Below are 6773 nucleotides of genomic sequence, written 5' to 3'. Positions count from 1 at the left end.
CCCCATGTGAGAGTAGCACACTGCCAAGCTCCCATTCGAAGAAAGGGCTATCCTAACGGATAGCCCTTTTTTTATGCCTGTGAGAAAGTAACTTGTGTTAACTATCGATCAACTTGCTTTTTACACTAATAAGCGCTTTTACCATATACAATATACGGGGGCGATATAGATAAAATCACTGAGTCAAAGGCTAGTCCTTTTTGAAATCTTATGTATTATATCGTTCACTTTTAAATTGGATTTAATTGGCTATATTGTAATCCTCATCATGGGTATTAAGCATAATTTGTTAGTTTCAAGCTACTATAAAGTTAGAAAACAGCTTCTTCATTTTTCCCGGTTAATTGAGTTTAAAGTTAACCGTACGCTGGCGCCCAAAAAAGTTAAATCAGTCAAGCTTGTTGCTGTCGCAAAAAATGAATCTGCATATTTACTAGAGTGGATTTTCCATCATCTATATATGGGCTTCTCAGAAATTGATATTTACTACAATGGCTGTAGTGATAATACGCTTGATTTGATACCACTATTGAAAGACTTCCCTGTTAATTTTATAAATGCAGATGATACCTTTGATGCATCCACCACTACACCGCAGGTCGATATCTATCGACAATGCTTTCGATTGCGCGAAAATCGAAAATTTGATGCACTTATGTTTTTAGATATTGATGAATTTTGGGTACCGAACAATTTCGAAGATAAGATTAGCGATGTTTGTAACAGGGTGGGAGAGTTCGAAAGTGTCTCGTTTCAATGGAAAAATAAACTAGAACGAAATAATCCATTCGCACCTGCATTAGAGAAAACCATAAACGTTGAAGCTGCGAAGCAAATAAAGACGTTATATCGCGCATACCTAAAACCTACTCGTATGAATCCACATAATGTTCTGGACAATGAATTAAATCAAAAATACGAAGATGGAAAAACTTTAGAGACAGTGAACGATCAACACTCGCAATGCCAGCTTAGCGATTCATCAACTAATGCTTTTATCTTACATCGCAAAGATAGATCCGAATTTGAATACATAGCAATGCTTTTACGGGGAAGGCCTATCAATACTCGCGCCTCTCAGGAAGAGTTTGCGTTAAAAGGTAATCGACATGGCTTCAAATTATCATATGACTCAAAAACATTAACTTTCAATAGCGCTGCGTTTTTGCATTACCGTAATTATATGGAGACTATACTCAATAGCTCAGCGTTTAATAGCTTTCAGAAGGATGCTAAACTGCAAGTCGATATGAGGTATTCCCTTGTATTGGAAGTCATATCGAAAGCGTCGGAAAGAGATACTGTCTTATTAGATAAATTGCTGACTAACATTACGCTTCCAGATGTGAACCATGTTTACCCAAAGTGATCTTTTCAACTAGGTATGTAATGTAGGCTTTGTAATGAACATAGCTCTTTACCAACCTTAAAGTTTGGTCGAGTTGGGATTCTAATAGTGCTCTCAAACTATAAAGCAGTAGAAGTGACTAAATTCAAAAAAGTGATTCTTTCTCTACCTAATTCAGGTAGTGATAAGTTTATAAAACTTACCACTAAATATTCCCAGCAACGAATCGATGTAAATGAGTTTGCTGCGTCTAATATTTATTCCAATGACTCTTCAGTGCCATCAGTAGAAAGTATTGGCTTATATATATGTGAACCGTCTTCAAGATTAGCCAGTGCTTATCACAACGCTCGTAAAAATAGTGCTTTTAAACAAACTTTTGAAGAATTCTACAGCGATGCTAAACGAATAGAAGAAAGCAGTGTATTTACAGGTAAAGTCGATATAAATAACGTCTCTTTTATCGGGTGTGAAGACTTAGCTCTTAAGTCTCTTTTACTTTCTCAAGCTTGGTTAAAAAATCAATTATCTAAAATTCCTCACGGTGAATTATTTAAGACAGTACCTGCACGGGCTGTTAGTGACAAAGATCAAGAAAAAATCCGAAGGCTTTATGCTAAGGAATATGACTTGTATACCAAATGCCTTACAATATTCGGGAGTCATTGGAAAGAATATCAAGCTAAAAACAAAATTAGCGTTGCTCCAAACAAAACAGTCGTTATTCATCTGGGTCCACCAAAAACGGGCACTTCCGCAATTCAAGCGTGGTTGAGTCGCAACTCTGAGCAATTGTTAGAAAAAAAGATATATTACCCGTCTCATGGTGCAGATAAAAATGGGGTAAGTTCAGGTAATTTTTCTGACCTAATTTCGTTTGATAACGAGCACAGAGGGTATTTTGATTACAACAAAACAAAGCTGTTAATTGATGAGTTTAATAGTAGTAGCTACGAGACGTTATTACTATCTTCCGAACATTTCTATTATTACTTACTGTGGTTATTTACCTTTTTAGATGATGCTAAATTTATTTTCTATATCAGGCATCCAATTGCAGTACTTGAGTCGGGGTACCATCAAGGTGTTAAGCGGCATCTGAAAACTGAGAAGTTCTCTACGCCTACTTCAATATCATTTAGTAATTTAAACGTGATATCCCGTATTACAACAGAGATAAATGCGAATGTTGAATATAGGTTTTTTGATGAAAAACTTTTTGACGGTGAAAGTTTACATAGTGACTTTTCTGCGTGTTTTTCTAACTTTATTTCAGCACCGGTTAATGAAAAGCGTCTAAACACCCAGTATTCAGCTGGAGCTCTCACACTAATGAGAATGGTAAATGGTTTTGGTGATAACTTTCTTCGCACTGAGCTAGATTTCTGGCTTCAGCGTGATAGTGAAAGTCAGCCCAATTTCTCGCTTATACCACCTGATAAAATAGGCAATTTGCAAATCAAGTTAATGCATGAGGCCACTAAGCTCAAGCAATGCACTCCTAATATGAACGGTACAAAACTGGATGCTTTGCTAGAGCAATATAAGCATGTTAACTATTATTCAAATGACGAATGTATTAAAGACTTCAATAGAGTGCTGTGTAAATTGAGGCATTCATCACCCTTACTCGTTTCATCTATTCTGTCTCAGTGTTGCAGCGCCAATGACATTGAAACTTTTGAATTGCTTAGAAAGGGATTTGGTGTAAAAGGTTCAAGCCTTAAATATATTTCAATAGCCAATTGGTATTTAAAATGTCGCTATGGGTTGAACAAGCTTATTAGTCGCTACTTCCAATAACTTCATTTCTAATAAGACAAGGTAGCGGTTAGCCTCTAAACCGCTTTTAATTAACATCAGCTTCACCTACCATTAGCGCATCATCATTCTTCTATAAAGTGCTATGCCCTCATTACAGCAGTACCATACTTTTTCTTTAGCATCGAATTGCGCATCTATCGTTGAATTCGACTCTGTTGATTCATTTCTAAACGCTTACAACCCCACCGTTAATACCTATATTTTGGGTGGTGGAAGCAACTCTGTATTTTTAAATGACTTCGACGGTGTGGTATTGGTAAACAAAATTAAAGGTATTAGCCACTACGATACCGAGTCACACCATCATATCAGTGTTGGGGCGGGTGAAGATTGGCATGAGTTTGTGTCGCTGTGTATGCAAAACGAATGGTTTGGGCTGGAAAATTTAGCGCTGATCCCAGGTTCAGTGGGTGCATCACCCATACAAAATATTGGAGCTTATGGGGTAGAGATACATGCCTTCATAGATTCTATTGAAGCGATACTACTTGAAACAAAAGAACCCTTTTTGATTAAAGGTGCAGATTGTCAATTTGGCTACCGCGATAGTATTTTTAAACACGCCTTGTATGGTAAAGCACTTATCACCAAAGTGAATTTTACACTTCCAAAAGAATACGAAGTTGTGGCGACTTATGGTGAATTAGCGGTAATGGATAGTCCTACCGCGTTAGATATCTACAATAAGGTAATAGAAGTGCGAAAAGCAAAGCTGCCTGATCCTAAGCAGCTTGGAAATGCAGGTAGTTTCTTTAAGAACCCAGTGGTTTCATTAACGCATTTTGAAGAACTGAAACGTGTTCATTTCGATATACCTAGTTATCCGGTGTCAGAAAATCAGGTAAAGGTGCCAGCTGCGTGGCTTATAGATAAGACTGGCTTTAAAGGAAAGGCGCTTAATGATGTTAGGTGTCATCCTACACAGCCGTTAGTATTAACTAATATTGGAAACGCACAGGGCGGTGACTTAATTGCCCTAGCGAAACAGATTATGCATGCGGTAGAAAGTGAATTTAAAATACTGCTTGAGCCAGAAGTGCGCTTGGTAGGTAAGGAAGGGCTCATTAGCTTATGAGACAGGCATCGAAATCAGTAAGAAAACATATATTGGCTCTCTTATCAGATGGGCACTTTCATTCAGGTGAAACCATAGCGCAACAAGTTGGCCTTTCCCGTACCGCTGTTGCTGGCCATATTTCTCAGCTTTCTGACTGGGGATTAGATGTTTTTAAAGTTAAAGGTAAGGGTTACCGTTTAGAACGAGGTTTTGCTTTGTTAAATGCAGAGAGTATTAAGAAGCACTTAGGTAATACTAAGCGCGCCATGATAGATGTTGAGTCGGTGTTACCTTCTACTAATACAGAAATGAAAAAGCGCATTGCCAATGCACGTCATGAATTAGCCGATGGTGATGCGATATTTGCTGAAATTCAAACGGCGGGTCGTGGTCGTCATGGCAGAACTTGGTTAGCGCCAATCGGCGGCAGCTTAACGTTTTCTATGTATTGGTCTTTTCCTGACGGTTACCAAAGCATGGCCGGTTTATCGTTAATGGTTGGTTTGGCAGTATGTGAGGCATTAAAAGACTTTGGTGTAGATGATGCGGAACTGAAATGGCCTAACGATATTTACCTTCAAGGTAAAAAGCTGGCTGGCATTCTTATAGAAGTAGAAGGGCAAATTGGCGCTACTGCGCATTCCGTCATCGGAATAGGTTTAAATGTGTGTGTTCCCGATAGCCAATATGATGTAGGGCAACCCCATAGCGATTTAACCTCGTACTTAGGCCATACACCAGATAGAAATAGTTTGGCTGCAGCCATTATAAAATCCCTTTGGGAATTGTTACCTAAGTTCACCCAACAAGGTTTTGGCCCATTTGCACCTCATTGGGAAGCGCTAGACTTATATGCAGATAAAAGAATTGTGCTACAAATGGGCGAAAAACGGTTTTCTGGTATTGATAGAGGTGTAGATGCTAGCGGTGCGCTGTTGGTAGAAACCCAAGATGGCATTACTCGATTCCACGGTGGAGAGGTAAGCTTACGTGGTAACCGATAAAAATGTCGTTTTAGTAGACGTTGGTAATACGCGATTTAAATATTGTTTGTTGTCTAATTCCGAAAATGAGCCAACCGCCACAGAAAATTTATCTGATTTACTTTCTTTTATCGATAAACAACAAAATATTTCCCATTTATATTTAGCCTCAGTACGAAAAGCTGATGCAGTCGAACAGATTTTTACCGCCTGCGAGCAAAGAAATATCGCTGTTGTAGAAAAAAATACCGAGCGAGAAGCCTTCGGCATAAAAAATAGTTACGAAAACGAAAAAAAAATGGGGGTCGATCGATGGCTTGCCATGGTTTGTGCGGCAGAAAAATCACAAAAAGCATTTTTTGTGATGGATGTGGGTACGGCAATTACGGTTGATTTTGTCGTGGGTGGTCAACATTTAGGCGGTTGGATCACCCCAGGCTTTCAAGTAATGAAGCAAGCATTACTTAATTCCACCAAGAAAGTGTATGCAAATGACGAAATTCCGACCACTCTTACGGTAGGTAACGATACCGAAGAATGTGTTGCAACAGGGTGCTATGCAGCAGTGCATGGTGTTTATTTGAGCGCCATTGATTACTTATCCAGCAAACAAACCGATTTTGATATAATTTTAGGGGGTGGAGACAAAAAAATGTTTGCATTCCTTGAAAGCGATGTTAGGATTCGTCCCGCTCATTTGGTGGTGCAAGGTTTGGCCCGCTACGCAAGAAGCGAGCTTCTTACGTAACTGGTTTGATTGATAAGTTTTTATCGGTCAAAAAAGAAAAAGTAAAATTTTTCAAAACAACACTTGCACTGAGTAATTCATTACTCTAGAATGCGCACCCACTTGATGTAGTGCCGACTTAGCTCAGTTGGTAGAGCAACTGACTTGTAATCAGTAGGTCGCCAGTTCGACTCCGGCAGTCGGCACCATCAATCTGGAGGGGTACCCAAGCGGTCAACGGGATCAGACTGTAAATCTGACGGCTCAGCCTTCGCAGGTTCGAATCCTGCCCCCTCCACCACTTTTTTATGAGGTGGCCAGAGAATTAGGATTTGCGAGCATCGTATAATGGCTATTACCTCAGCCTTCCAAGCTGATGATGTGGGTTCGATTCCCACTGCTCGCTCCAAATCAGTGCTGATATAGCTCAGTTGGTAGAGCGCACCCTTGGTAAGGGTGAGGTCGGCAGTTCAAATCTGCCTATCAGCACCAGTTTCTCCCCAGCTCATGTTTATAGAATTTCATAAATTTTTAAAGTAACTTTGCTGGGATAATAGAAATGGCAAAAGAAAAGTTTGAACGTACGAAACCCCATGTAAACGTTGGTACTATTGGCCACGTTGACCACGGAAAAACTACTCTAACTGCGGCAATCACTACTGTTCTTTCTAAGACATACGGTGGTTCAGCTCAGGCTTTCGATCAAATCGATAACGCGCCTGAAGAAAAAGCTCGTGGTATTACCATCTCTACATCTCACGTAGAGTATGACACTCCTACTCGTCACTACGCTCACGTAGATTGCCCAGGACACGCTGATTACGTTAAAAACAT

Annotated in this window: 6 protein-coding genes and 4 tRNA genes; all 10 read left to right on the top strand. The window is 39.5% G+C overall.

The window, feature by feature from the left end; all coding sequences use genetic code 11:
• The first annotated feature begins 235 nt into the window (after window positions 1-235).
• Window positions 236-1369, top strand: coding sequence for a glycosyltransferase family 2 protein (locus tag Q4561_RS19580; RefSeq protein ID WP_303462935.1), 1134 nt, complete (start codon window positions 236-238; stop codon window positions 1367-1369).
• A 114-nt stretch (window positions 1370-1483) separates the two neighbouring features.
• Complete coding sequence (locus tag Q4561_RS19575; RefSeq protein ID WP_303462933.1) at window positions 1484-3151, top strand: hypothetical protein; 1668 nt, start codon at window positions 1484-1486, stop codon at window positions 3149-3151.
• A 103-nt stretch (window positions 3152-3254) separates the two neighbouring features.
• On the top strand, window positions 3255-4247 hold the full coding sequence (murB, locus tag Q4561_RS19570) for a UDP-N-acetylmuramate dehydrogenase (RefSeq protein WP_303462932.1): 993 nt from the start codon (window positions 3255-3257) through the stop codon (window positions 4245-4247).
• Window positions 4248-4279: 32 nt separating this feature from the next.
• The gene (gene birA, locus Q4561_RS19565; RefSeq protein ID WP_303462931.1) at window positions 4280-5233 is read left to right on the top strand and encodes a bifunctional biotin--[acetyl-CoA-carboxylase] ligase/biotin operon repressor BirA; all 954 of its coding nucleotides are present in this window, start codon (window positions 4280-4282) and stop codon (window positions 5231-5233) included.
• Window positions 5220-5960 (top strand): type III pantothenate kinase, encoded by a 741-nt coding sequence (locus Q4561_RS19560; RefSeq protein ID WP_303462930.1) that lies wholly within the window; start codon window positions 5220-5222, stop codon window positions 5958-5960. Before birA ends, Q4561_RS19560 begins: the two co-directional genes overlap by 14 nt.
• Before the next feature lie 112 nt (window positions 5961-6072).
• A tRNA-Thr gene (locus Q4561_RS19555) sits at window positions 6073-6148 on the top strand.
• 7 nt (window positions 6149-6155) lie between these two features.
• Window positions 6156-6240 (top strand) — tRNA-Tyr (locus tag Q4561_RS19550).
• A 33-nt stretch (window positions 6241-6273) separates the two neighbouring features.
• Window positions 6274-6348 (top strand) — tRNA-Gly (locus Q4561_RS19545).
• A 7-nt stretch (window positions 6349-6355) separates the two neighbouring features.
• Window positions 6356-6431, top strand: a tRNA-Thr gene (locus Q4561_RS19540).
• Between the two features lie 67 nt (window positions 6432-6498).
• Window positions 6499-6773: GTP-binding protein (locus Q4561_RS19535; RefSeq protein ID WP_263285996.1), on the top strand; the 275-nt coding region annotated here is incomplete at its 3' end.

The sequence above is a fragment of the Alteromonas sp. 1_MG-2023 genome (assembly GCF_030547075.1).
Taxonomy (GTDB): Bacteria; Pseudomonadota; Gammaproteobacteria; order Enterobacterales; family Alteromonadaceae; genus Alteromonas.
Note: the sequence above shows the minus strand (reverse complement) of the source record. Positions and strands in the feature narration are given on the sequence as shown.